Source organism: Paenibacillus chartarius, from assembly GCF_042432825.1.
GTDB classification, from domain to species: Bacteria; Bacillota; Bacilli; order Paenibacillales; family NBRC-103111; genus Gordoniibacillus; species Gordoniibacillus chartarius.
Window position 1 is genome coordinate 38,931 of record NZ_JBHLWN010000076.1, and the last position, 23,264, is coordinate 62,194.

General features: G+C 53.9%; 19 protein-coding genes, 1 pseudogene and 1 riboswitch. Of the genes and pseudogenes, 5 read left to right on the forward strand and 15 right to left on the reverse strand.

Annotation, left to right across the window (positions count from 1 at the left end):
- Positions 1 to 3: 3 nt before the first annotated feature.
- Together ACFFK0_RS19355 and ACFFK0_RS19360 are read right to left on the reverse strand one after the other, a co-directional pair.
- Complete coding sequence (locus ACFFK0_RS19355; RefSeq protein WP_377471973.1) at positions 4 to 1,557, reverse strand: extracellular solute-binding protein; 1,554 nt, start codon at positions 1,555 to 1,557, stop codon at positions 4 to 6.
- Positions 1,558 to 1,807: 250 nt separating this feature from the next.
- Positions 1,808 to 2,575, reverse strand: coding sequence for a helix-turn-helix transcriptional regulator (locus ACFFK0_RS19360; RefSeq protein ID WP_377471974.1), 768 nt, complete (start codon positions 2,573 to 2,575; stop codon positions 1,808 to 1,810).
- 125 nt (positions 2,576 to 2,700) lie between these two features.
- Between ACFFK0_RS19360 and ACFFK0_RS19365 the strand changes: the two genes are divergently transcribed.
- Entirely contained in the window at positions 2,701 to 3,873 is a 1,173-nt protein-coding gene (locus tag ACFFK0_RS19365; RefSeq protein WP_377471975.1) for a Gfo/Idh/MocA family protein, read from the forward strand.
- Between the two features lie 208 nt (positions 3,874 to 4,081).
- Here the strand turns inward: ACFFK0_RS19365 and ACFFK0_RS19370 are convergent, their stop codons facing one another.
- The 4 genes from ACFFK0_RS19370 to ACFFK0_RS19385 all read right to left on the reverse strand — a co-directional run bounded on the left by ACFFK0_RS19370 (position 4,082) and on the right by ACFFK0_RS19385 (position 7,837).
- Positions 4,082 to 5,470 carry an ABC transporter substrate-binding protein gene (locus ACFFK0_RS19370; protein WP_377471976.1) on the reverse strand — a complete coding sequence of 463 codons (1,389 nt, stop codon included), beginning with the start codon at positions 5,468 to 5,470 and terminating at the stop codon, positions 4,082 to 4,084.
- Between the two features lie 351 nt (positions 5,471 to 5,821).
- Complete coding sequence (locus ACFFK0_RS19375) at positions 5,822 to 6,760, reverse strand: DMT family transporter (RefSeq protein WP_377471977.1); 939 nt, start codon at positions 6,758 to 6,760, stop codon at positions 5,822 to 5,824.
- A gap of 28 nt (positions 6,761 to 6,788) precedes the next feature.
- Positions 6,789 to 7,466, reverse strand: a complete 678-nt coding sequence (locus ACFFK0_RS19380) for an LrgB family protein (protein WP_377471978.1) — start codon at positions 7,464 to 7,466, stop codon at positions 6,789 to 6,791.
- Complete coding sequence (locus ACFFK0_RS19385; protein ID WP_377471979.1) at positions 7,466 to 7,837, reverse strand: CidA/LrgA family holin-like protein; 372 nt, start codon at positions 7,835 to 7,837, stop codon at positions 7,466 to 7,468. Before ACFFK0_RS19385 ends, ACFFK0_RS19380 begins: the two co-directional genes overlap by 1 nt.
- Positions 7,838 to 7,950: 113 nt before the next feature.
- On the opposite strand from ACFFK0_RS19385, the gene cidR reads away from it, so the two are divergent.
- Positions 7,951 to 8,838 carry a cidABC operon transcriptional activator CidR gene (gene cidR, locus ACFFK0_RS19390; RefSeq protein WP_377471980.1) on the forward strand — a complete coding sequence of 296 codons (888 nt, stop codon included), beginning with the start codon at positions 7,951 to 7,953 and terminating at the stop codon, positions 8,836 to 8,838.
- Between the two features lie 28 nt (positions 8,839 to 8,866).
- Here cidR and ACFFK0_RS19395 read toward each other — a convergent pair whose 3' ends face one another.
- From ACFFK0_RS19395 to ACFFK0_RS19435, 9 genes are all read right to left on the reverse strand, one after another.
- Entirely contained in the window at positions 8,867 to 10,855 is a 1,989-nt protein-coding gene (locus tag ACFFK0_RS19395) for a chemotaxis protein CheA (RefSeq protein ID WP_377471981.1), read from the reverse strand.
- Between the two features lie 38 nt (positions 10,856 to 10,893).
- The gene (locus ACFFK0_RS19400) at positions 10,894 to 11,319 is read right to left on the reverse strand and encodes a chemotaxis protein CheW (RefSeq protein WP_377471982.1); all 426 of its coding nucleotides are present in this window, start codon (positions 11,317 to 11,319) and stop codon (positions 10,894 to 10,896) included.
- Between the two features lie 11 nt (positions 11,320 to 11,330).
- Complete coding sequence (locus ACFFK0_RS19405; protein WP_377471983.1) at positions 11,331 to 12,758, reverse strand: HAMP domain-containing methyl-accepting chemotaxis protein; 1,428 nt, start codon at positions 12,756 to 12,758, stop codon at positions 11,331 to 11,333.
- Positions 12,759 to 12,810: 52 nt separating this feature from the next.
- Positions 12,811 to 12,910, reverse strand: a riboswitch (cyclic di-GMP riboswitch).
- A gap of 226 nt (positions 12,911 to 13,136) precedes the next feature.
- Complete coding sequence (locus ACFFK0_RS19410) at positions 13,137 to 14,681, reverse strand: extracellular solute-binding protein (RefSeq protein ID WP_377472038.1); 1,545 nt, start codon at positions 14,679 to 14,681, stop codon at positions 13,137 to 13,139.
- Between the two features lie 34 nt (positions 14,682 to 14,715).
- Positions 14,716 to 15,588: a carbohydrate ABC transporter permease gene (locus ACFFK0_RS19415; RefSeq protein ID WP_377471984.1), complete on the reverse strand. Its 873-nt coding sequence runs from the start codon at positions 15,586 to 15,588 to the stop codon at positions 14,716 to 14,718.
- A 23-nt stretch (positions 15,589 to 15,611) separates the two neighbouring features.
- Positions 15,612 to 16,538: an ABC transporter permease gene (locus ACFFK0_RS19420; protein WP_377472039.1), complete on the reverse strand. Its 927-nt coding sequence runs from the start codon at positions 16,536 to 16,538 to the stop codon at positions 15,612 to 15,614.
- Positions 16,539 to 16,844: 306 nt separating this feature from the next.
- Positions 16,845 to 19,196, reverse strand: a complete 2,352-nt coding sequence (locus ACFFK0_RS19425) for a helix-turn-helix domain-containing protein (RefSeq protein ID WP_377471985.1) — start codon at positions 19,194 to 19,196, stop codon at positions 16,845 to 16,847.
- Positions 19,197 to 19,328: 132 nt separating this feature from the next.
- Entirely contained in the window at positions 19,329 to 20,432 is a 1,104-nt protein-coding gene (locus tag ACFFK0_RS19430; protein ID WP_377471987.1) for a sensor histidine kinase, read from the reverse strand.
- Between the two features lies 1 nt (position 20,433).
- On the reverse strand, positions 20,434 to 21,120 hold the full coding sequence (locus ACFFK0_RS19435; RefSeq protein WP_377471988.1) for a response regulator transcription factor: 687 nt from the start codon (positions 21,118 to 21,120) through the stop codon (positions 20,434 to 20,436).
- Between the two features lie 232 nt (positions 21,121 to 21,352).
- Between ACFFK0_RS19435 and ACFFK0_RS19440 the strand changes: the two are divergent.
- From ACFFK0_RS19440 to ACFFK0_RS19450, 3 genes and pseudogenes are all read left to right on the forward strand, one after another.
- Positions 21,353 to 22,009 (forward strand): annotated as a pseudogene (locus ACFFK0_RS19440) (DJ-1/PfpI family protein); the annotation flags it as partial.
- A 110-nt stretch (positions 22,010 to 22,119) separates the two neighbouring features.
- Positions 22,120 to 22,749, forward strand: coding sequence for a DUF2306 domain-containing protein (locus tag ACFFK0_RS19445; protein WP_377471989.1), 630 nt, complete (start codon positions 22,120 to 22,122; stop codon positions 22,747 to 22,749).
- A 74-nt stretch (positions 22,750 to 22,823) separates the two neighbouring features.
- Positions 22,824 to 23,066 carry a hypothetical protein gene (locus ACFFK0_RS19450; protein ID WP_377471990.1) on the forward strand — a complete coding sequence of 81 codons (243 nt, stop codon included), beginning with the start codon at positions 22,824 to 22,826 and terminating at the stop codon, positions 23,064 to 23,066.
- Positions 23,067 to 23,264: the final 198 nt, after the last annotated feature.

Genomic DNA, 23,264 nt, shown 5'->3' on the forward strand with positions numbered 1-23,264 from the left:
TTCTTATTTCGCGGGCAGCTTCGCGTATTCGGCTGCAAGCTCTTGAGCGGCTTTGTCGCCTCCGGCCTTCTTGTACTGCGCAACCGCTTGATTCCAGCCGTTCTCGTCGATTTTGCCCATAACAAACTTGACCTTGGCGTCGTTCAAAATTTGCAGCAGCTCCTGGCCTTGCTTGTTCCACGTATCCGAAATCAGCACCATAGCCGGATCGATTACTGCGTATTTGGCGTTATCGGCTTCGATGTTCAGTGAACGCTGAGTCGTCGGATCGACGGTCCCCGGCGTCTTAATATCCGCAACCGGCACGGTTTGCAGCAGCAGGCTGTAAGGGAATCTCACTTCGTTATCATACGCCTGCTGATTCGTCCGAATCGCCTTGCCGTCCTTCACTTCATAGTGCGTGCCTGGAATGCCCCACTCGAACAGATCGGCCATCGGCTTGTCGGACAGCTTGTCGAAGAAGCCGAGCAGCTGCTTGAGCTGCGCTTCCGACTTGACTTTCGCCTTCGGGAACATCAGGATGCCGTTGGAGCCGCGATCGGCTTGTGTTCGCTTGCCCTTAGGTCCCTCGAGCGCGCTGACCCCATCGATTTTGGCGTCTTTGTTGTGCGCTTGCACGCGGGCTTCGAAGGCCAGCATGTTATTCGTCGTCGCATTGATGACTCCGGCTTTGCCGTTCTCAAACTCCCCTTCGTATTTCGGACGGTCCACCGTCGCGAAATCTTGATTGAGAAGCTTCTCGTCGTACAGCTTCTTCGCGAACTTCAAGCCGTCGAGATATTCCGGCGTTTCCTCTGCCTTAATGAACTTGCCGTCCTTGACCGCCCAGTTGTTCGGAGCTCCGAACATCAAGCCGAAATCCGGGCTGAACGACGTGTTGGAGATCATGGATGAAACGCCGTATGTGTCGTTCTTGCCGTTCTTGTCGGGGTCGCCCGTCGTGAACGCCTTCAGCATATTGTAAAACTCATCGACGGTCGTCGGCGGCTTCATGCCCAAATTGTTCAGCCAATCCTGGCGGTAGGTGAACACGTAACGCGAGATCGGGCGGTACCGCGGAATCCCGTAAATTTTCCCGCCGATCTTGATGTTATCGTACGACACCTGCGGCATCTTGGACAAATTCGGATAGTCTTTCAAGTACGGCGTAATGTCCCAGAACGCGCCGCCTTGTACGGCGTTGATCAGATAAGGCTGATTCGGCGTGCCGCAGCTGGCGACGACTTCGGGCATGTCCCCGGAAGCGATCACGACAGGCAGCTTGGCGCAATAATCGTTGCTCGGAATTTGCGTAATATTCAGCTTCGTATTCGTATATTTCTCTATTTCCTTCAGCACGGGATTGTCCGGCTTCGGTTGTTCTTTACCGCTGAAATCGAGCATCATCGCAATCTGCAGCGGACCGGAGGAGCTTGCCGCCTTCCCGCCATCAGCCGCCGGTGCCGGCGTCGTGCCGCCGCTCTCGTTCGTACCGCCGCCGCATGCAGCGAGCAATGATGCGGTCATCACGAGCGTTAAGGAAGTGCTTGCAAGCATGTTGAACGAAGATTTACGCATGAAGGTGACCTCCCGTTTGTTTCGTTTAGAAATCGCTTTCATAAACATGGAGTTTTGTACATATTTCGATTATTTTTACAGTAAAGCGCATACATAATCAGTTGAGCGCTTCCGGACCGCGACCCTGGCCAGCGTGTGCGATTGGAAATACTAAACATGATTTATGACCAAATTATAAAGAATGCATTTGTAAATAGCCATAGATAAACACAACATCATTTGTAAAAATTAAACGTGAGTGGAGGGAAATTCACAGCAGTCTGCGTCCCGTTACCGCGCCGGTTTGATACGATTTGGGCGTGACTCCCAGCAATCGTTTAAACGTAGCGCTGAAATGATAAATATCGCTGAACCCGGTTTTCTCCCCGACCTCCCCCACGTTGTACTCCCCCGTTTCCAGTAAAGACGCCGCCTTGTTAATCCGCACACGGTTTATAAAGTCGGAGATCGAGCGCCCTTCCATCTTCTTAAACAGAGCGCCGCAGTAGACAGGATTGATATTGGCTATCTTCGCCAGCGACGCTACCGTCAGCTTCTCGTCATAATGCTCGACGATATACCTTTTGACCGTTTCGATATGCTTGTTGGCCGCATGGCCCGTCTCCTCGAATAACAGCTTATGAAGAATCAGCGAACAAAGCGCTTCGCATTTCATCAGGCAGCCTTCTTTACGCTGCAGCCATTCGAAGTTCAGCTCCTTGAACAGCCATACGAAATCGTCCATATCCGCACGGTATGAGACGGTCGGCAATGCCAGCGTTTCCCCCTCGTGTAAGCAAAAATCGATCGCGGTACACAGCATGCCGGCGGTAGCGGCGCTGCGGGTACTGTTTGGCTTGATAAAGATGACGCTGCCTTTTTCCACGTGATAAGGAACCTCGTCGATTACATAATCCGCGCTTCCGTCGAGTACAAACACCATATCGTAAAAATGAATGCGATTCGTATCCAGCCTCCAGTTGGAGGTGCACTTCTTCGTCACAAAATAGGTCAATCGGGGATGGACTGCCGTCCTCATCACGGTCTCGCTCCTTCGCCGCAATCTTTAATTCACACAAATAAACTATACTTGACACATTTTATCTTACAGCCTCCCTGGCTATAATGAAAGGCAAATTAACAAAGACTTAGGAGGTTGCGGCGATGCTTCGAGTAGCGGTCGTAGGTACAGGAAATATTAGCGCTGCACATGTGAACGCCTATTTGGCTTTTCCCGAACGGTGCCGGATCACGGCTGTCGTAGACATGTACCCGGAGAAGGCAAAGGCCAAAGCCAAGCAATTCGGTTTGGACGTCGAGGTGCTCGATTCGCATAAGCTTCTGCTCGGCCGCAGCGACATCGACCTTGTCAGCGTATGCACACCGCCGTTCACGCATGCCTGCATCTGCGTCGACCTGTTGAACGATCGCAAGCATGTCCTTGTGGAGAAGCCAATGGCGGCTTCTTTGGAAGAATGCGACCGCATGAACGAAGCCGCAGCGCGCAGCGGTACTGTCTTCTCGGTGGTGGCCCAGAACCGTTTCCGCGAGCCGATCATGAACCTCAAGCATGTCCTCGATAGCGGCCTGATCGGCAGGGTTCTTCACGCTCAAATCGATTCTTACTGGTGGCGGGGGCATTGCTACTACGACCTGTGGTGGCGCGGGCTGTGGTCGAAGGAGGTCGGCGGCTGCACGCTGAATCACGCGGTTCATCATATCGATATGCTGGGCTGGATGATGGGACTGCCGAGGAGGGCCGTCGCCTTGTTGAGCAATGCGGCGCATGACAATGCGGAGGTTGAAGATATCTCGGTCGCTGCCCTGCAGTATGATCGAGGCTCCGTTGCGCAGGTAACCAGCTCGGTTATACACCACGGCGAAGAGCAGCAGCTCATTTTCCAGGGGGAACGAGCCCGGATATCCGCGCCGTGGAACGTATATGCCTCTACGTCGAAGGACAACGGCTTTCCGCAGCGCAACCCTGCTTTGGAAGAGGAATTGCACGCGTTCTACGAGCGGCTGCCCCGGCTTAAGCACACCGGCCACGAAGGTCAAATCGACAACGTCCTGACCGCGATCGAGACGGGAACCGCCCCTTTGATAACCGGCGTAGACGGGCGCATGACGATTGAGCTAATCACCGCCATTTACCAAGCTGGCTTCCAGCAGAAGGCCGTCGAGCTCCCGATCGCCAAGGACGATCCGATGTATACGGCCGAGGGGATTTTGGCCAGCGCGCCCCGGTTTTATGAGAAAACGAATGCCGTCGTCCAGCTCGGGTCCGGTCAGGACATCTCGGTCGGCAGCGACTACGGTCAGAAGAACAAACCATAACGCCGAAGCCGAACCTGGAGCTTGCAACGTTTCTATACTCGCTACAAATTCGGCGGATGGAAGTATACAGCATCAAAACCACCATATCCACATCGATCGTGGATACGGTGGTTTTGCATACTAGTTTTGAGGATCGGACACTCCAACTATTGATGTTAACACTTCGGACACCTGCAGCTCCGCTAGCAGCCTTTCCCGTTCGCTCCGCTTACCAACCTTTCAGGCCGAGCTGCTTCGCGGATTTTTCCACATCTTTATCGTACAGCTCCGCTCCTTGCTTCGCCGTTTTATACCCTGCGCCGACTTCTTGCGTAATTTGCGGCAGGCTCGGTCCCTTAAGCGGTGAGACGAATTCCAACGCCGGTGCCGTCTTGCCGCTGTCGAAATAAGGCAGCATATCTTTGACGGCCGGCGCTACGTTGTCGGGCAGCTTGGCGTCTTTAATCGCGTACGGGCCCGATGGCTTGGATACGGATACTGTAGCGGCCAGACCTTCGGCGGAAGCAACGAACTGCACGAACTTTTTCGCCTCTTCGATATGCTCGCTTTTCTTGTAAATATATGCCGCACCCGGCATCCATACGGTTAAGCCGTTGTTCTCCGCGCTGTCGCCCGGCTGAGCGAAGAAGCCGATGTCGTTCATTTTATCCGGGTAGTTTTGCTCAAGAGCCGGAACGGCGAACGTCAGCATCGGGTAATGCGCTCCCTTGCCCTCGGCCAGCATTTTCATGCCTGCGTCATAATTCGTTGCCAGGAAATCTTTGTTCAGGAAGCCCTTCTTATTGATTTCCTCCAGCTTCTCGAACCCGCGCAGGGCGGCCGGATCGCTCGCAAACTTCGCTTTATTGTTCGTGTAATCGTCGGCGAACTTAGGGTTAGCCGTTTGCACATTGTAGTAATCGGCAAGCAAAATCAGCTGGGACGTCCAGTCATCCTTGAAGGAGCCGATCACGGCCGTCAGTCCCGCCGCTTTGATTTTCTCGTTGTTGGCGATCAGTTCCGCCCATGTTTTCGGTACAGAGAGGCCCAAGTCCTTATAAATCTTCTTGTTGTAAAACCAGCCTCCGCCCATCGTCGCCCCGTTTGGCGCACCGTACAGCTTTCCGTTAAACGTTACAGTCGGTCTGAACGAATCGACGACGTTCGGCCAGTAAGGCTCATTCGTTAAGTCCAACAAATTTTGCTCCGGATTAAGCGCTTGCATTAGCGAACCGGAATTATAGAAAAATACGTCCGTCATATCTCCCGTTGCAAGCCGGGTTTTGACGAGATTGTCGCCTTCTCCGCCGGTTGGCCGGGTTTCGATCTCCACTTCAATGTTCGGATATTTCTTCTCGAATGCTTCTACCAGCGCATTGGCCGAATTCGTTGAGTCCTGCGTATTGTCTACGAGCAATGAAAGCGTCACCTTTTTGTCTGATTTCGCCGTACTGTCCGTGTTTGCAACACCCGCAGCTGTCTGAGCAGTGCCCGAGCCGGTGCCGCTGCCGCCACCTGAACCGTTGTCGGAACTGCCCCCGCCGCAGCCTGCTGTTACTCCGCCGAGCAGCAAAGCGGAAGCGATTGCAACGAGAACCTTACTGTTACGAGCATACATGTACGTTTCCTCCCCTTCTTCAATCCCTAAGTAGTGAAGCTATCTTCTCTTCCCATTCTAATGAAAGCGTATACTTCCCGATAGGGAGGCATTTTTTGGATTGATGTCCGCTTTTTTTGGTCTGAGGAACAAAACAACTCATCAAATGCGCCTCACATCGTTCCGTCAAAGGAAGTACGACAGTTGCAGAAATTCGCGAGGTTTCCCGTAAGAGTTCGCCGAAGGCTAGCTAGTTGCAAATAAACAACCCGCTAGCAGCTCTGCTAAGCGGGTCTGTTTCCTTACAGGATACTGTTCAGTAAGTAAATAAGCCGGAATGAGACTCCAATCATTAGGAAATAATAAATTTCGTCATTTATGAAAAATGTGGATGCGAGACAGGAGCCTCAGCGAATCGCTTGCCGCCTGACGCCCCGTTCCCTGCCTGCGGTTGACCAAATAAATACTGAGCCCGATCAGCACAAGCCCGGCCACGAGATTCATCGTAAACGGCTCGTGCAGGAACAGCGTTCCGCTGAACACGGCGATGAGCGGCACGAGGAACGTGTAGGAAGCGACCTTGCTCGCGTCGCCTGCATTCACCAGAGTGAAATAGACGGCCCACGATGCCGAAATGCCGAGGACGATGCCATACGCCAAGCCGGAAACGTATGGGGCGTTCCAAACGACACTGTGCCATGATTCGGTAACGGAACCGGCCGCGGTCAGCATGATGCCGCCGAGGATGGACGGTATTGCGACCAGCCATAAAGCGTCGGCTTGTCCGCTCACTTTCTTGATGTAGACGGTACCGATCGCCCAGCTTACGGCCGTAATGAGCGCGAGCACAATACCGATGATAGCGACGTGGCCGGCAAAGCCTCCCGCACTTACAGTCGCTACGCCGAGGAAACCGATGACGAGCCCGATCACTTTCAAGGCGGTCATTCGTTCCCCCAGCCACATCCAGGCCATGAGCCCGACGAGCACCGGCTGCAAATAGACGATGACGGAGAACAAGCCGGCGGGGACATACAACAGTCCGACGGTTTGCAAGCCGTAAAACAAGACGACGTTAAATAAGGACGATATCGCATAGGCCGGCCAGTTCATTTTCCAGCGAATCCTGTCTAACCTCGATAGCAGGAAAACCGCCAGCAGCAGCCCTCCGAACAACGTTCGCATACCGGCAAACAGAAGCGGCGGCGAATAGGCTAGAGCGATTTTGTATATCGGCCAGGATATGCCCCATACGATAACGAGAAAGGCGATCAGCAGCAATGTTGTTGTGCGGGTGAGGTTGGTAGACATAATAATCGTAATATTCCCCTTATATGTTTTAAGAAATCCAGCGGATAAGGATCGGCGCGGTGCACAGCGTAATGATCGCCGTCAGCACCATCGCGATGGAGGCGATTGAGCCGGAGACGGGACCGAGCTCGAACGCCTTGGCGGTTCCGGCATTATGCGAGCTGGTGCCGAACAGCACGCCGCGGGCAACCTCGTTCTGAATGCGAAGCGCCCGAACCGCCAGCGGACCGATGATCATGCCGGACAGCCCGGTAAGCAGTACGAAGACCGCAGTAATGCTCGGTATGCCACCGATTTGACCGGAGATGGCCATCGCAATCGGCGTCGTAGCGGAACGCGGAGACAAACTGTCTATGAGCTTCGCGTTCAGCTGCAGCCAATCGGCTATCCAAGCGGAGGTCAGAACCGCTACGACGGCGCCGCTGCCTACGCTCACGCCGATCGTGACGGCATGCTTCTTCAGCACGCCGATATTTTTGTATAAAGGCACCGCGAGTGCCACGGTCCCCGGCCCGACCATATCGGTAATCCATTGCGTCCCGGCTGCATACGTATCGTACGGGATTCCGAACAGAAGCACGATCGCGACAACGGCGATGGGCACGGTCAGCAGCGGCGTTAACAAGGTAACCGGTATACGGCGGTAAAGCTTCTTGGCCGCGACGTAGATCGCCACGGTAATTACGAAACAAACCAGGGCCAGCATTACGACGCCCCCCTGTCCCTGATCTTGGCAAGCCCTTGTGCCACCAGGCCGGCGCAGGCCATAACGAGCGCCGTGCTGCTCACAATGACAATAACGATTTGAAGCCCGCTCCCGAGCAGCAGGCTCTTATATGGCAGCACCCCAACCGCGGAAGGGATAAAGAACAGCAGCATTTCCGCCAGCAGCCAGGCCGCTCCGGCCTCCACCCATTCCAGCTTGATCACGCCCAGGAGCAGCAGGACAAAGACGAGCAGCATGCCGATAATGCTACCCGGAATCGGTAATTGAAGAAGGGGCGTAATGACGTTCATCCCTTTTGAAACGGCCATGAAAAATAGAACTTGACTTCCCAGGCGAACAAAGGCTTTCATCGGATCCCCACCCCTCCTTCAATAGAAAAAGTGTACAACAAACTTCACTATAGGTAAAATGAATACATCGAATCATATCGATTCCATTTATCTATGCAACTGGGGTGATCCACATGGATATCCGGCATCTGCAGTATGTGCTGGAGGTTGCCAGGTGCAAAAGCTTTACGAAGGCAGCCGATGCACTTCACATCTCTCAACCGACCATCAGTAAAATGATCCGCAACCTGGAGAACGAGTTAAGCATCGAGGTGTTTAGCAGAAACGGCAAACAAGTCGAGCTGACCGATTCCGGCCAAGTCATCGCCATGCATGCCGCACATATTTTACATTCGTTCGACAATCTGACTTCGGAGCTCAACGATTTGACTCAGCTGAAGAGAGGACGCATCCGCATCGGGCTGCCCCCGATGGTCGGAGCCCGCTTCTTCCCGAAAATTATGAGCGAGTTCAGGAAGATGTATCCGGGCATCGATATGGAGATGGTAGAGGACGGAGCGAAAACGACGGAAGCCGCCGTAGAAAGCGGCCGTCTGGATGTCGGAGCCGTGCTGCTTCCGACGAAGGACGACGTCTTCCATTCGTTCCCGATCGTGAGCGAGCAGCTCAAAGCGGTTATCCATCCTTCGCATCCGCTTGCAGACCGGGATAGCATTGCCCTATCCGAATTGGCGGAGGAGACGTTCATTTCCTTCCGCGAAGATTTTGCCCTTCACGACCGGATTATCGCCGCCTGTCAGGAAGCGGGCTTTCAACCACGGGTGCAGTATGAAAGCTCGCAGTGGGATTTTATCAGCGAAATGGTTGCGGCCGGACTCGGTATAGCGATGCTGCCGGAGACGATATGCGCAAAGCTGGACACGGAACGGGTCCGTACGGTTTCTTTGGCTGACCCCGTTATCCCGTGGCAGCTCGCGATGATCTGGAGGAAAGAAGGGTATTTGTCCTTCGCCGCCCGGGAATGGATCCGGTTTACTAGAGGGATACTGGAAGCGACATAGAGACCGCCGCCAGCTAAAAACGCCAAGCCTACGAATGCAGACTTGGCGCTACCGTTCCTTTAGACAACGTTTTGTACATGCCGGCTGCGTCCAAGATCAAGGCGACGTTGCCGTTTCCTAATATCGTCGCGTTGGAGACGATCTCCCGCTTTTTAACATTGTCGCTGATTGGCTTGATGACAATATCTTGAAACCCGATGAGCTCGGTGACCGGAATCGCAAAGCGCTTCTCCGACAACCCGATTACAATCAGCTTCGTCTCTTGGCCGGAGTGAACGTTTCGCGGGATATCGAAATCGTCCATGATCCAGCGGATCGGAATAAACTGCTCGCGGTAGCGGAATACTTCCTGTCCTGCGGCCGTCTCGATATGCCTCTGATCGAGCTTGACGATTTCCAGCACATTGCTCATCGGCATGGCGAACGTGCGTTCACCCAATCTGAACAAAATGCCCCGAATAATGGCAAGCGTAAGGGGCAGCCTAATATGAAACCTGGTCCCCTGGCCGACTTCGGATTCGATATCGATAATCCCGTTAATTTTCTCGATATGACTTCTGACGATATCCATGCCGATGCCTCTGCCGGATATGTCGGTCACCTGCTTGGCGGTTGAAAAGCCCGGTGCGAAGATGAGCTGAATCGCTTGCTGCGGCGTCAGCTGGTCGGCTTCCTGCTTCGATATCAGCCCCTTATCGAGAGCCGACTTCTTAATCCGCTCGGGGTCGATGCCGCCGCCATCATCCGAAACCGTCAAGATCACGTGGTTTTCTTGCTGTACAGCCCGCACCGAAACCGTCGCTTTGGCCGGCTTACTGCGCTGCTCCCGAAGCTCCTGGCTTTCGATTCCATGATCGAGCGCATTGCGCAAAATGTGAATCAGCGGATCATGGATCTCTTCCAGAACCGTGCGGTCCAGCTCCGTCTCCCCGCCCTCCACAATAAATTCGACATCCTTGCTCAAAGCCTGCGAGATGTCGCGCACCATTCGCGGAAGCCGGTTGAATAGCGTGTCGACAGGCTGCATCCGCGTTTTGATCACATGCTCCTGAAGCTCGCTGATGACCTTGGACATCGTCGACGTGTTTTCCCGCAAATCACTGACCACGCTGTCGCCTCTGAACTTGCCGGACAGGTCGTCGGTAATTTGCACGCTTCGCGTTTGATAAATGACCAGCTCGCTTAGCGTATTCATCAGCTGCTCCAGACGATCGACATCGATCCGGATCGAAGAGCTTTTCTTGTCGGACGACGGTACGGAGGACGAATGGGCGGCCGAAGGAACCGCCTGCACCTTCGCCTCTTCCGTATTCGCGCTGCCGGCGGCCGGGCCGGCGCTCTTCTCAATTGATACGCAGGCAATATCCGTTTCCTTCAAAGCGTGACCTTCAATCTCTTCCGCCGTATGCCCGCTCTCCAGCACAATCTGTAATTGAACCGGATCTTGATCAAGCGTTTCGGACAAATCGGGAGATGTCCTGACCACTGTCCCGATCTCGCTTAATTTGTTCAGCATGACATAGAACCTTGCTGTTTTCAATTCGGCATTTTCATGAAGCGTTACATGAATCGTATACGAGAACGAGCCTTGCTCGTCCGCAATCAGGGCATCGGGAAGCTCGGGGCGCTGCTCCATCATCCAGCGCAGCCGCTCCGTCAGCTCCTTCATCATCGGATGCTCCGTCGACTCCCCATGGCTGATGAAAATTTTCATCTCCGTCAAAACGTCCAGACATCGAAACAAGACGTCAATGACGCTGCGGTCGATATGAAGCCGTTCCGATCGGATGCGATCGAGCACATCTTCCATCCGGTGCGTCAACAGCGTCACATGCTCGAACCCCATCGCCGCAGACGATCCCTTCAAGGAATGTGCAGCCCGAAACATGACAGGAATCAGCTCCGGACCGTTCCCCTGCTTCTCCAGCTTTAATAAGGCATCCTCCAGCAGCTGCAGGTGCTCTTCCATGTCTTGAAGAAATAAAGATAAATATTGGGACATATGATTGTCCGACACGCGTGGAACGCCCCCTTCGTTCAGAATAGCTGACCGTATCAATCGGTAAAAATCCGGCGCGCGTCCAAAATATTAATCAGCTTATCTTTTTCCTGAGCGATGCCGGCCATCAGCTCCTGGCCCGCCTGCACGGCATATTCCGGCGGCGGCACGATGTCCGTCAGCGTTGCGACCCGGTTCACCTGATCGACAATCACACCGTATACATCATCTGAAATGTCGACAACCAGAATTCGCGTAAGCTTTGTGACGGCTGCGCACTCCAGACCCATTTTTTCACGCAAATCGACAACGGGCAGCACTTTGCCGCGAAGGTTGATCACCCCTTTGACGAAGGGCTTATGATTCGGAATTTGCGTAATCTCCTGGATCCGGATGATTTCATGAATATGATGAATCGTAATGGCATACTTGACTTCGCCCACAACAAATTCCACGTATTGATCCTGCGCCATCTCTTCCATGCGTCTCACCCTTACAATTTCGCGATCAAATCGTTCATATTTTGAACGGTTTTCACCATCTCGGTCGTCGAAGCGGCCGTTTGCTCCGCGCCGGCAGCCGTCTCTTCGATAATGGCGGCCATGCTTTGTATATTCGTTTGAACCTCCGTGCTTTGGCTTGCTTGTTCTTCGCAGGCGGCCGCGATTTCGGCAATGCTGGACGCTGTTTGCTGAATCGTCCTTCTGATTTCGGTAAAGGCGCTTCCCGCCCTCAGAGACGCTTCGTCCCCCGTCTTGGCGGTAACGACCGCTTCTTTCGTATTTTGCTGAATCGCTTTGATCAAGCCGGCGATTTCTTTCGTAGCGGTGCTGCTGCGCTCGGCCAGCTTGCGCACCTCGTCGGCGACAACGGCGAAGCCCTTGCCTGCGGAGCCTGCGCGAGCGGCTTCCAGTGCGGCGTTCAGCGCCAGCAAATTGGTCTGATCCGCAATCTCGTCGATCACTTCAATAATGTCGCCGATCTTCTCGGAACGGACGGCGAGCTCTTCAATTTTTAACGAGATGTCTTTCATGCCCGTAATGGTTTGCTGAATGATTTGGTTGCCGTTCTCGGCGAGATCTACAACCTGCTCCGCCGCATAGCTCGCCTTTTCCGAGTTTTCGGCTACGCTCTGGACGGCAGCTGTCATTTCGTTGACCATCGCATTGGACGTTTCGGCGGCTCGCGCCTGCGTCTGGCTGCCTGCGGCAATCTCTTCATTGCTGGCCATAATTTCCTGCGAGCTGGAGAAGACATGCTGGGTCAGCTGATTGATCTTCTTCACCAAACCGCTTGTGGATACGTAGACGATAATGCAGGCGGCCAAGCCTAACAATAGCGCGATACCGGACATAATCGAGACGAGGACGATATTCGTTTGCACATCCTGCTCACCTTTGGCGACCGTGTTATCGGACATATCGTTCAAGTTCACAACCATCTGTTCCGACAGATCAGTAGCGGTGTTGATAAACTTTCTACCGTCAATCGCTATTAATTTCGCCTTTTCTACATCCGTTTTTCCTGTCACTTGAATTTGATCGAGAAGGGGCATATAGTTTTTCACATTGGCTTGAATGTCGCGAAGGATCGCTTTATTTTTTTCCGTTTCCAACGTATTCATCAGACCGTCGATCGATTGATTCACTCTCTTGGAGGCGTCTTTCGACTGGGTCATCAGCGATTCGTCGGAAAACAGCAAATACCCCCGCATGCCATTTAAGATCTGCCTTAAATCCGAATTCATCTGCTGAACCTTCAGCTGATTGGCAAGCGTAACGTCGACCGTATTCTTGAATTGCTTCTGCATGGCGATCATTTTGAACAGCGAGAAGGAAGATATGCCGATCAATAAAATCAATACCCCGATAAAACCAATTGCAATTTGCTTGCGGATGCTCATGTTACGTAACAGATTCATATGTACGTTCTCTCCTTTTTCCCCTTGTGGATTCCCTGTCAATCCATCCTTTTACGGCAACCCGGCTGCCGTAGCTTCCGCGTTTGTTCGCTAGAAGCCTTAGGCCCGCAGCTTTGCGCCCCCACCTTTCAACGGGTTTGCCTTTATGGAGATGGTTGATTTCTCCGCATAATTCGACATTATTTATCTAATTATGTCGATACAAGTCGTTTCTAGTATGATAATTCTCTTTGGAAATAGACCGATTCCTTCTTAAAAAGTGATATCGCTCGTGAAATTATGAATGTTCAGTTTCATTTCTGAAAATGAAAAAGGCTTTGTCTCACTCTGAAGTGAAACAAAACCTCTTTATCATCGATTTCCTTAAGCGGTTGCGTCCTACTTCTTCAGCTTCTGATAGGCCGCTTTATATTCCGCTATCAGCTTGTCGCCGCCCGCTTTTTTCCACTTGTTGATTTCCTCCTGCCAGCCGGCTTCGTCGATCTTGCCCATAATAAATTTCGTTTGCGCGTCCATCATCATCTGATCGAGCTCCGAGCCCCGCTCCGAATACGTCATCGACTTCAGCGTGAGCGCCGGGTTGGGGACGATATACTTGATGCCGTCCGACTCCATCTTCGTCCCTTTCTCCCCGATCGGCACGTCCTTGAGCGGCTTCACATTGTAGCCTTCGAGCACGGTGAGATTATCCCGGTACGGCTTCACTTCACGCTGGAACATATTGAAGCCGTCGCCGATAAACTCCGTCTTGCCGTCGGCCGTATTGGCGAAGTGCGTTCCTTCGATGCCGCGGAGCAGCAGCGTGGACATCTCCGGATCCATCAGCTTATCGAGGAAGCCGAGCACCCGCTTCATCTCCTCCTCCGTCTTCACCGCCGATTTCGGAATAACGAGGAAGCCGTTGTTACCGTTCTCCGATGCGATGCGAATCCCTTTCGGCCCTTCGAAGCTGGCTACGTCGACGACCGCTTTCGGATTCGTCTTGTTCAGACGGTCCTGCTGGCTCTTGCCGTTCGTCGCGACACCGAACCGGATGCCGGCCCGGCCGGTATCCATCAGCTTCTCCGCCTCGGTCGCATCGATGACGGCGAAATCCTGATTGATCAAGTTTTCCGTGTACAAACGGCGGAACATCTTCAGTACGTCGAGAAACTCGGGTGTCGTATACTCCGGAGTGAAATTGCCGTCCTTGTCGACGCCCCACTTGTTGACGCCGCCCATCATGACGGCGAAGCGGGTAATCATCGACGCTTGGCCTTCATTGTATTTCTTGTGCAGCACCATGCCGTACGTATCGTTCTTCCCGTTTTTGTCCGGATCGTTCAGTGTCAGCGCTTTCAGTACGTTGTACCACTCATCGAGCGTCTTCGGATAGGTCAGGTTCAGCGCATCCAACCAATCTTTGCGATATACGGCAGCCCCGCGCCCCATGTTGCGGTACAGCGGTACGCCGTATATGTTGCCTTCGACCGAAATATTTTCGAAGAACTGCTTGTTTTGCGCGTTCAAATTCTTATAATCCTTCAAATACGGACCGACTTCCCAAAATAATTGCGACTCGATCGCGTTCGTAACCGTCGGGCCCTGGTTCACCTTCAGCAGCTTCGGCATTTCGTTGGAGGCCAGCATCACGTTGATTTTATCGTTATAGGCGGAGGAAGGAATCCACTGGAAGTCGATCTTCGTGTTTGTATACTTCTCGATGGCCTTCTCCACGGGATTGCCCTTGGCCGGAATGTCCCCGACCTGGGTGAAGGCGATGGTCAGGTTAAGCGGCGTCGTATCCTCGGCCGCGGCAGCCGGTTTGTCCCCGTAAGTTTGACCGGCAGACGACTGGCCTCCGGTGCTGCTGCAGGCGACCGACAGCGCCATCGTACCGCTCAAGGCTAACACTGTCCAGGTAAGCTTCTTGTTTCTTCTCATCACAAAGTAAACCTCCCCTATGATACGTTTCTGGTTATCCTTTGACCGAACCGAGCAGAACGCCTTTCGCAAAATGCTTCTGCAGGAACGGGTAAACCGCGATAATCGGCAGCGTTGCGAACACGATGACCGCCATCTTGATCGTCAGCGGCTGAATATTCATTTCATCCATGTTCGTGTCGCCGATCCGGCTGCTCGCATTGATGACGATTTCCCGCAGAACAACTTGAATCGGCCATTTTGTATTCGTGTTAATATACATAACGGCGCTGAAAAACTTGTTCCAATGATCGACTGCGTAAAACAAGCCGAAGGTGGCCATGGCCGGCAGCGACAGCGGGATGACGATACGCAGCAGAATGCCGAGATCGTTGCAGCCGTCGATTTTCGCAGAGTCCTCCAGCCCCTCGGGGATTTGCTGGAAAAAGTTTTTGAGCACGATCAGATTAAAGGCGCTGATCGCCGACGGAATCATGAGCGACCAGAGGGAGTCGATCATGCCCAGCGACTTGACCACATAATAAGTGGGAATGAGACCGCCGTTGAACAGCATCGTAAACAGCACGGCCAGCAAAATGAGGCGGCGCCCCTTGAAGCTGGGCCGCGAAAGCGGATACGCCAGCAGCGACGTGAGCACCAGGTTGATGAGCGTACCGAGCAAAGTGACATAGATGGAAACGCCCAAGCTTCGCACCAGCGTATTCGAGGAGAAAATGTACTGGTAGGCTGCCAGCGAAAACTCCTTCGGGTACAGGATAAAGCCTCCCTGCGCCACGATATGCGGAGCTGTGAACGAAACCGCCAGCACATACACGAACGGCAAGATGCAGACGAGCCCAATCAGACTCAGCAAGCTGTAATTGACCGCATCGAACAGCCGGTTGCTCCATGTATTGTCGTGGTTCATGATCCGTCTCCTTTCTGCAGAGGTCAATAAACGCCCTCTTCACCGAAGCGCTTGGCCAGCCAGTTCGCGGCGAGCACGAGCAGCAGCCCTACGACCGATTTGAACAGGCCGACCGCCGCACTGTAGCCGAATTGCCCTTGCGTCAAGCCTTTGACGTACACATACGTATCGAACACTTCGCCGACCTCGCGGTTCGTCGGAGTCAGCATGAGGAAGATGTGCTCGAAGCCCGAATCGAGAAAATGGCCGAGCCGGAGAATGAGCAGGATGACGATCGTACTGCGGATGGCGGGCAAGGTGATGTGCCACAGCTGGCGCCAACGGCCGGCTCCATCCATACGGGCGGCTTCGTACAGCTGTAAATCAACCCCGGCGAGAGCGGCGAGGAAGATAATCGTTCCCCACCCGACTTCCTTCCAGACCGATTGCGAGACGATCATCGTCCGAAACCAATCCGGCTCCAGCAGGAACGCGATTTTCTCTCCGGAAACCGCATAGATCAGTTCATTGACGGCTCCGCCTTCGGTCGTGAACAAGATGTAAAAAATCCCGACGACGACGACCCATGAAACAAAGTGCGGAATGTAAACGAGCGTCTGCACGAACCGTTTGAATCTCTCTCTCCTTACTTCGTTCAGCATTAAGGCAAGAACGATCGGCAGCGGGAAGAAAAAAATCAAATTATAGACGGCGAGCACAAACGTATTGCGGAACAGCATCCAGAACTGCTCTTCGCCGAAGAAGCGCTCGAAATGCCGAAGCCCCACCCAGGGACTGCCGAAAAAACCGAGGTGCGGCTTGAAATCCTGGAACGCCATAATGATGCCGTACATCGGCACGTATTTGAATATCAGAAAATAGACGATCCCCGGCAAAGCCATCAAGTAAAGCCAGCGGTCCTTCAGCACATCTTTCGCCCATCCCAACTTGTTGTTAGCGCTTTCTTTAATGCGCGTATCAGCTTTCACTTGTGTATTCACTTCGTAGTCCCCAGCCTCCTTTCATGATCCTGCCTTGTCTTCGCCGCTTACTCCCATTATTGAGCCGCACGCGATAACATGCTATGGACCGTATGCAACTTCTTGCGAATCCCCCGTCAAACCTTTGATTTGCGCGGATTCCCCGGATCGTGTTACCCGAAACGAACCTGCATAAACCGATTGCAACTTCAAGAGTTCCCATAGGCAAGGCCCCCGGTCCGGCGGGAAGACTTGCGCTTCACCGTCAGACGGAGGCCTTCAAGCGAAAGCCATGGCCTATTCTCCCGGCCGCCCGCACCGTTCGCGGTACTGCCCGGGCGTCATGCCGACCACTTTGCGGAACATCCGGATAAAGGCAGTCGTATTCGAGTAGTTCAGCTGGTCCGAAATGTCCGAGATTTTCAGCGTAGTCGTCTCCAGCCATTCCTTGGCCAGCCTCATCCGGTAATCCGCAACATACTCGCTGAATGTCATGCCGGTTTCCTTCTTAAATACCCGGCCCAAATACACCGGATGAAAGTTCAGCTCCGCCGCGCAGCCTTCCAGCGTTAAATCCTGATTGTATCTTTCCCGGATCAGCTGAATGACCTTACCCGCGATGCTCATATACTGATTCTCCGCTTGCCGGTTCAGATACTGGCCGATTGGAGCAAGCAGCCGGCTCTTCAACCAGTCCACAATCTCTCCGTGCGAGCTCAGCTTCATCAGCTGGGCGTACGAGGCGCCTTCGCCGAGCACATGATGCACCGCCGCACCCTTCTCCTGAATGACTTGATGAAGCCTCGATACGAGCTGCATCAGCATGACGGGATATTCGTTAATACTGACGTTGCTTTTGGTAAGCTCGGATATATACGTTTCCAGCCATGGAACCGCCTTCGCCGTTCCACCGAGCTTCAGCGCCTGTACCAGCTGCTCCTCCGTCCATTTCAGCTGGGTATATGCGGCGGCAGCCATACCGCTTAAACCTGCTCGAACGTCTTCATAGTGCAAGATGATGCCGTGCCCCAGATGCAGGCGGCTCTTGAGCGCTTCCAGGCTTTCGTTGTAGGCGAGCGCCGCATCGGAGGTTCGGGTAAACGGACGGCTAATACCGATACTGACGCTCACTTGAAGAAACTCCTGCACCTTCGCTCTGATCAGCTCCGCGACACTGCAGCAGTACTCCTTGAACTCGGCCTCTCCGGCCAGATCGCTCTTCACAAGCGTCACCTGCGACTGATTCAGCAGAACGGGGCTGAATCTTTGCTGTGCGGGAACGAGCTCCCCGACCATATTGTGGATCGCAAATAACAGCAGCTCCCGATCATGGCTGCGGTAGCGCGTATCCTTCAGCGTATCGATCTGCAGCGTGAGAACGGCGAGCCGGCTCCATTCGGTCGGGAAGCCATACATCTTGCTCCGATGGGCAAAATCGCTTTCGGACAGCTGCCCGGCAAACAGCTTCAGCATCAAAAATTCTTTCAGCTGCGTGAATTGGTCCTGCATCTGCTGCTTCATCTGCTGCCCGGCGCTGAACAGCTTGCGAAACCGCTCCTCCAGCGAAGAAAATTCATCCCTCTCGTTCACGCCCTCGACAGGTACGGTTTGCGTCATCTCGTCCAGCCGCTTGATGGGCGAATACATCCGCCGGCTCATCATCCAGGCCAGCACACTAACAACGAGCAATATGGCGCCGTAAGCAACAACCGTGCCCACCGCGATTTTCCGGGTTTGCCGCGTCATCTCGTCTATGGAAATAACGTACATGTAGATCCAGCCGTTATAAGCGGAATGCCGATAAGAGAAAATCATCCCCTTCCCGCCGACATCGCCGTATACGTATCCGGAGGACTCGCCGCCTTGGTGGATCCGCTCTTGAATTCGCGCAAGCGTCGGAGCAAGAGAGACCACCTCCTTCTCCCTGCCCGCCAGGAATTCGATTCCGTTCCGGTCGAACACATACATGCGCCCCAGCTCCTCCGTATGCTCGGACAATAGCGTACGGAATTGCGACTTGAGCAGCTCGATGATCAAAAATCCCCGGGGCTGCTGGGTAAACGGCAAAATCGGAAGCTTCTGCACCATGCGAATCGTATCGTTTCGGATGCTCTCCCCTTCGCTGTCAACGGCAAGGGCCGACGACCTCGTATCCCAGAACAAATTATTCGGATGCTTCGCGTACGTCTCCAGCTGTTCCCGAAGCGGATGCTCATTGAGCGGAATGACCGAAGTAAAGCTCATCATCCAATTATGCTCCTGATCCACCAAATAACCTCCGCTGATACCTGGAAGCGCTTGCAAATTGTAGAGTCCGGAAAAAAGATTTCGGACCCTGGTCAGATCCGTCACATCGAGCTTTTCCCCGAGAGCTGAAGTAACGGTCGGCGAGTTGGCATATTGAATGGCTGTAAGCTCCAGTGTCTTCATGATTTGTTCGATGCGCATTTGCGTCTGCGCAAGCAGCTGCATCTGGCCTTCCCTTGTCCGCTGCTCCGCATCGCCTTTCGCGACATAATAGGAAAACGTACCGAGCGCGAGCACCGGAATCGCCCCGATCAGCAGGCTGAATGCCAGAAGCAGCTTCATATACTTGGGTATACGTCCGATATTCTTCATCCAAACAAGTATGTTAGCGGAGAACTTCATAGGCTCAGGCCTCCAATTCTTATTGAATGAATATGTTCTCCGTTTCCCACCTTATTCCTTTCGAGCCACAATAAGAAATTGTACGAAATAATACCAGCACCTTAGGCGAAGGTAAACGATGGACTCAACCAATCAGTCGTCAGAGGCCGGCATCCAGCCCGACAGCTCGGCTCCGCCGCCCGGACGATTCGCCGCGTTTAGCTCTCCCCCGTGGCGTTGAATGACCGACCGTGAAATCGACAGCCCTAGTCCCGCTCCGCCCGTTGCCCGGCTCCGCGACGGATCTCCGCGGTACAACGGCTCAAAAGCGCGCTCGAGCTCTTCGGCGGAGAAGCCCTCCCCCTCATCCCATACGGCGAACGATACTTTGGCGCCTTCCCGCGAGCAGCATACGGTAACCCGACCTTCGGGCGGGCTATGTCTTACCGCGTTATCCAGCAGATTGTTCATCGCCCGCTCCAATAGCTGGGCATCGCCGGTAACGTTGCAGGCGTCCGCAGTAAACTCCGTTACAATGGCGACCCGTTTCATACGAGCTTGCGGAGTCAAGCTATCGATCGAAGCCTGAAAGATGAGCTTCAGATCAACGGTGCGGCGAAGAAGCTCCGGCGTGAGCAATTCCGTCTTCGTAAACGTAAAGAGCTCCTCGACTAACCGATCCAGCTGCGCCGATTTCTCCTTGCACACCGCGACATATTTCGCCATCTGCTCCGGCGACTGCACGATGCCTTGCTCCAGCCCATCCAAATAGCCGCGCAATGCAAACAACGGCGTTCTCAGATCATGGGCCAGTGCGGCCATGACGAACCGCCGCTGCTCCTCCAGCTCCGCCTGCTTCATGAACGATTGCCGCAGCCCTTGCACCATGACATCGAACCCGACCTGCACATCGGCGATTTCGGCAACCCCCCGCCGCGGCAGCTGAACGTCCCAATCTCCCTTGGCAAGCTGTCTCGCGGCAAGGCTCATGCTCTCGAGCGGCTGCAGCACGAGTCTGCGCATGGCGGTCCCGGCAATGACGAAAGCAAGCAGCAGCCCGGCGGCAGCCGCAGCCGTTTGCGGTACGTAGGCAAGCTCCCCGCCCATACGCTCGTCAGCCGTTTGCCGGGACTCATGCTCCCCCAGCCTCCATGACTTCGTTACGATCGCATTCGCGGTTACAAAGCTAATCCACGGCAGCGTAAGAATGAGCAAGAAGCCGAGGATCGTCAATGTTCGAATTCGCATTGTTCCCATGTTACCCTCCTTCGAACCGATAGCCAACGCCCCACACATTGACCAAATATGTCGGGTGACTTGGGTCGGCTTCAATCTTGTCGCGAAGCCGGCTCATATGCACGCGAATCGTATGCTTATCGCCAACCCCCTCCCAGAACCGCTGCAGCAGCTGATCGTAGGACACGACAAATCTGGGATGTTCGACGAACCAAAGCAGCAAATCATACTCCCTCGGCGTCAACGATACGATCTGTCCGTCCGCCCATACTTCCCTGGTCGCCAAATCCAGCTTCAGGCGGCCATAGTCCAGCAGCTTCCGGTTCGCTCCCCGCTTAGCGCCGGATCGGCGCAGCACAGCCTTCACTCTTGCTATGATTTCACCGGGCGAAGCATTTTTGACGATATAGTCGTCTCCGCCTAAGGTCAATCCCCGAATTTTGTCCACATCGTCACTGCGGGCGCTTAAGAACAAGATCGGCACATCGCTCTCCGCCCGAATCGTCCGGCACAGCTCGAAGCCGTTGATCCCCGGCATCATGATATCCAGTACGATGCAGTGAATCGGGCTCTCGCGGAACAACGTCAGCGCCTGTCCCGCTCCATCCGCCGTCTTGACCTGAAAGCCCTCGTACTCCAAAAAATCCCGCAGCAATTCGACTATACTTTCGTCGTCATCCACAACCAAAACCGTCAATCGATCGTTCACGATGCTCCTCCCCGCAGCCAGCCTGCCGTATATTCCGTTTGATTGCCCCATCCGGTGAACAACTACAAGTAAGTTTACCATGTTTTCCTTTCATGAACCCGTTCGATCGGAGCTTCGTGACGGTTTGTTGATACATTTGTGACAGTTTGGCGCATGTCATCGTGATGTTCATCTCGTAAGATGATAGGGAGCCTCAGGAAACGGCTGTTGCAGAATGGAGGAGCTAATGGATATGCATGTTCAAATCGTACTGTTTGACGGCTTTGATTTATTGGATGCTCTGGCCCCTTACGAGGTGTTCAGCGCTGCTCAAATGCTCACGGGAGACACGCTGCGCGTTCAGCTCGTCACCGCTGAAGGAGCAAGGGCCGTGCCGAGCGGCGGCAATGGACTGCGTATGGAAGCAAGCGGCAAGCTGGATCCGGAACGCCGTGGTATTATTATCGTTCCGGGCGCATCCGGTCCTGTCGACGACGACGGCCCCGATTCGATCCCGGCTGTATTGGCCCGGGCCATGTCCACAACGTTAACCGATCGTATGAAAATGGCCCTGCACCGGGAAGGCGTCACGGTAGCGGCGGTATGCGGCGGTTCGCTGCTGCTGGCGATGGGCGGCTTGCTGGCCGGGAGACCGGCTGTCACCCATCACTTTGGCATGGAGCTGCTCGAAGCGACCGGAGCCGTTCCCGTTCCCGCACGTATCGTCGATGACGGCAATCTGATCACAAGCGGAGGCGTTACTTCGGGACTCGATGCTGCGATTTACTTGGTTGAACGGGAGCTTGGACCGCGTATTGCCCATGAAGTCGAGCAATGGTTTGAATTTGAACGGAGGGGGACGGTTTGGCGAAGCTGCGGTCTAGCGCCTTCCGGTTCTAAGAAAAAGTCGGCTGCCGTCCGGGGGGAGCAAGGCGCTGCTTCGATCCCTAGCCCTCAGCCGTCATCCCAATTAACGGGCACTCGAAGCATGGAGCCTGAGCGGTGAAAGGAAGGGAACTTATGGGAAAGGGCCGAATCGCATATAAGCTCGTCGCTTGCGCCAGCATCATGCTCATCCTCTATACTTTGGCGAACATCCTCTTCATCGATCCCGAGTTCAAAGAGTTTCTCCGTCACAAAACCGGCTTGAGGCGCCCGCTTCCCCTCCCGGCCTGGTTCAATGTCGTCTACGTTCATGTCGCATTCGCTTGTATCGCAATGGCGGCGGGAGTACTCAATTTTTCCAAACGCCTCTTGCACCGATATCGCCAATTTCACCGCATCAACGGTTACGTTTACATGGCTTCCGTCATCGTTGTCGTGCTGTCGTCCGGATACTTGGCGCCTTATGCCACCGGCGGGAGGATCAGCAGCGTCGGATTCAATGTGCTCAACATCGTCTGGCTCCTTATCACCGCTAAGGCTTTTATCGAAATCAAAAATAAGCGGATCACCTCGCATAAGCACTGGATGATACGCAGCTATGCGTTCTGTTTTACCAACGTTTGCATTCATCTGCTGACTGCGGTTTATGTCGGAGGGTTTGGCTTGAATTATCCGGTCAGCTATACGCTCGGCTTATACAGTGCGATCGCGCTGCTGCTGGCGGTTCCTCAGCTGCTGATCCGGTTCGGACGGACTCAACTGTGAGCAGAAGCAGCCCAAATATTTCGGTATGAAGGTGTGATGCTGAGGGTACGCTAACTCTAAAACGGAGGTATAATATGGAATTGCATAGAGCTGGCGAGCCTCATCCTTTGTACGATGAGATTATGGGGTTGAAAGATGCGAAGATGCGGAACGTTGCCATTAAAGCTGTCAATGGAGTGATTGTCGTATCCTACATTGACGATAAATGGATCGTTACTTTAAACGACCGCTTCCAGCTGGAGAGCACTGATATTAGCGAAATCCTTGACCATGTCGACAAGCTGCACCACGATCGAACGGATGTATACATTCGTTGAGTCGGGGCAATCCTCACTAGCTGCATGACTCGCGCTTACAAGAGGCTGCCGATTCCGGCAGCCTCTTCAGCGTCGATCTCCAGATCTCTCGATGCTTTCGGCGGGCAAACGATACGATGATTCCGTATCGTCAGACGAAACATAAATAATCTGACATTCTTGGGACTGCAGAAATAACCTCACGCTTTCTGAGACAGC

Bases quoted from the DNA above. Each gene is read 5' to 3' on its own strand.
- ACFFK0_RS19430 (WP_377471987.1), bottom strand. From the start codon at position 20,432: ATGGGAACAATGCGAATTCGAACATTGACGATCCTCGGCTTCTTGCTC.
- ACFFK0_RS19365 (WP_377471975.1), top strand. From the start codon at position 2,701: ATGCTTCGAGTAGCGGTCGTAGGTACAGGAAATATTAGCGCTGCACAT.
- ACFFK0_RS19425 (WP_377471985.1), bottom strand. From the start codon at position 19,196: ATGAAGTTCTCCGCTAACATACTTGTTTGGATGAAGAATATCGGACGT.
- ACFFK0_RS19410 (WP_377472038.1), bottom strand. From the start codon at position 14,681: ATGAGAAGAAACAAGAAGCTTACCTGGACAGTGTTAGCCTTGAGCGGT.
- ACFFK0_RS19415 (WP_377471984.1), bottom strand. From the start codon at position 15,588: ATGAACCACGACAATACATGGAGCAACCGGCTGTTCGATGCGGTCAAT.
- ACFFK0_RS19400 (WP_377471982.1), bottom strand. From the start codon at position 11,319: ATGGAAGAGATGGCGCAGGATCAATACGTGGAATTTGTTGTGGGCGAA.
- cidR (WP_377471980.1), top strand. From the start codon at position 7,951: ATGGATATCCGGCATCTGCAGTATGTGCTGGAGGTTGCCAGGTGCAAA.
- ACFFK0_RS19375 (WP_377471977.1), bottom strand. From the start codon at position 6,760: ATGTCTACCAACCTCACCCGCACAACAACATTGCTGCTGATCGCCTTT.
- ACFFK0_RS19445 (WP_377471989.1), top strand. From the start codon at position 22,120: ATGGGAAAGGGCCGAATCGCATATAAGCTCGTCGCTTGCGCCAGCATC.
- ACFFK0_RS19385 (WP_377471979.1), bottom strand. From the start codon at position 7,837: ATGAAAGCCTTTGTTCGCCTGGGAAGTCAAGTTCTATTTTTCATGGCC.
- ACFFK0_RS19380 (WP_377471978.1), bottom strand. From the start codon at position 7,466: ATGCTGGCCCTGGTTTGTTTCGTAATTACCGTGGCGATCTACGTCGCG.
- ACFFK0_RS19405 (WP_377471983.1), bottom strand. From the start codon at position 12,758: ATGAATCTGTTACGTAACATGAGCATCCGCAAGCAAATTGCAATTGGT.
- ACFFK0_RS19370 (WP_377471976.1), bottom strand. From the start codon at position 5,470: ATGTATGCTCGTAACAGTAAGGTTCTCGTTGCAATCGCTTCCGCTTTG.
- ACFFK0_RS19450 (WP_377471990.1), top strand. From the start codon at position 22,824: ATGGAATTGCATAGAGCTGGCGAGCCTCATCCTTTGTACGATGAGATT.
- ACFFK0_RS19360 (WP_377471974.1), bottom strand. From the start codon at position 2,575: ATGAGGACGGCAGTCCATCCCCGATTGACCTATTTTGTGACGAAGAAG.
- ACFFK0_RS19355 (WP_377471973.1), bottom strand. From the start codon at position 1,557: ATGCGTAAATCTTCGTTCAACATGCTTGCAAGCACTTCCTTAACGCTC.